Source organism: Mesorhizobium sp. M7A.F.Ca.ET.027.03.2.1, from assembly GCF_003999175.1.
Lineage (GTDB): Bacteria > Pseudomonadota > Alphaproteobacteria > Rhizobiales > Rhizobiaceae > Mesorhizobium.
Window position 1 is genome coordinate 1 of record NZ_RZOM01001221.1, and the last position, 1,675, is coordinate 1,675.

Annotated in this window: 3 protein-coding genes and 1 pseudogene; 1 reads left to right on the forward strand and 3 read right to left on the reverse strand. The window is 63.6% G+C overall.

Annotation, left to right across the window (positions count from 1 at the left end):
- Positions 1-239: response regulator (locus EN750_RS33170; RefSeq protein ID WP_127399180.1), on the reverse strand; the 239-nt coding region annotated here is incomplete at its 3' end.
- Between the two features lie 171 nt (positions 240-410).
- Positions 411-1,208, reverse strand: a complete 798-nt coding sequence (locus tag EN750_RS33175; protein ID WP_127399181.1) for a hypothetical protein — start codon at positions 1,206-1,208, stop codon at positions 411-413.
- Here EN750_RS33175 and EN750_RS33180 point away from each other — a divergent pair.
- Entirely contained in the window at positions 1,207-1,464 is a 258-nt protein-coding gene (locus tag EN750_RS33180; RefSeq protein ID WP_127399182.1) for a hypothetical protein, read from the forward strand. The two genes, EN750_RS33175 and EN750_RS33180, sit on opposite strands and share 2 nt — an antisense overlap.
- Positions 1,465-1,473: 9 nt before the next feature.
- Here EN750_RS33180 and EN750_RS33185 read toward each other — a convergent pair.
- Positions 1,474-1,675, reverse strand: a pseudogene (locus tag EN750_RS33185) (hypothetical protein); the annotation flags it as partial.

Sequence of the window (1,675 nt, forward strand, 5' to 3'; positions counted from 1 at the left end):
GAGGTGAGAAAGATCGCGGGCGTTCGTACGCCCGCGGCGCGCGCCGCCTTGATCATCGACAGCCCGTCGAGGCCGGGGATCATCCGGTCGGCGACGATCACGTCGTAATTGCCCCGGGTCGCCGCGAACAGCGCGTCATGTCCGTTGCGAAGCAAATCGCAGACATGGCCGGCCTCGGTCAGTCCCCTGACGATATAGTCGGCCGTCCTGTGGTCGTCCTCGACGAGAAGCAGTCGCATGAAAGGTCCGGTCCTTTGCCGAGGTGGAGAGGCTATCACCGGCACGGGCTTGTTCCTAGGATGTCACGAAGGCGCAGGCATTCGGAGCGGCTTCTCCCAACTTCGTCATCGTCGGGTCCGCGCTGCGTCGCTACGCTCCTTGCTCCGCGCGCGGATGACGAGGCCAAGGCTTCAGTCCAGGTCCAGCAACAGTTCATCGGCCTCGTCGGTTGCCTCCTTCAGGGTCATGTGCAGGACGAGGGCAATGATACAGCCAAGGAAGAGCAGGCTGGTGAAGATGGTGCCGAGACCCAGGCCGCCATGCCTGGCCGACCGCGACAGCAGGTCGCCGAACGAAGCGCCAAGCGGTCGCGTCAGGATATAGGCGAGCCAGAAGGCCAGGATGCCGTCGAGACTGAGCAGCCAGTAGGCGAGCGCTATCAGCGCGATGACGCCGCCGAACAGCAGCCCCGATGTGAGGTAGTCCATGTCGAAGCTTTCGGCGACGAGGTCGCCGGCGGCGGCGCCGAGCGCGAAGGTCAAGAGGATCGCCAGCCAGTAGAAGATCTCGCGCCTGGTGGTGAAGATGGTGTGGATCGACAGCGTCCTTTCGCTGGCGTACCAGACCGCGAATGTCGCGGCGAGCGCGACCGAGAAGGCGATGGTTGCCGTCTGCAGGCGCACGCCGAAACTGTCGACTAGGCTGTCCGTCACCAGCGTGCCGACGATGCTGATCAGCACCACCGCCGGCCAATAAGCCCACGGCACATAGCATTTCCGCGTAAACTGCAGGACAAGGGCCGCGATCAGGATGCCGGTCATGATCAGCGAGGTGGCGGTCAGCCCGAGCCCGATTGTGTCGGCAAGATAATCCGCCGCGGTCTCGCCCGTGGTGACCGCCATCAGCTTGACCAGCCAGAAGTCGAGGGTGACGTCGGGAACCCTGTTGTGGCTCGGTGCGGCGGGTTGTTGCCTGTTGGGCGCGAGCATGGCTGAAGTCCAGAAGTCGACGGTTGCGGCGGGGCGATGGCGATCCGCCCCGCGCATCGTAAACAAACGAGTTCACACCGGCCTGTCCGGCGGCATACAAATTCGTAAGAATGGGCGCAAAAGGCATTGCCAATGTCTGGCGATGCGTTTGATGGAATGCGGCGCCTTGCATCCGCCATCGCTGTTCAACGGCTCGCTGATGGCGGCCGCGGTGCCGGGCCGCACGTTCGGCCCGACCCATCCTGCGCTCTGGTGATCGGTGGTTCTAGCTACCGAGCGGATGCGGCATGTAGCCGACGAAGCCTGATATCTTCCAGCTGCCGCCGACCTTGCTGCAGAAATACAGCGTCTGCCATTTCAAGCGGTCGACGCTGCCGTCCGCCTTGGCAACCGAGCCGTCGAATTTCTTGTGCAGCACGGCGCGGTCGCCGTCGACATCGATGTCGCGCATGTTGGTGACGCGAAAC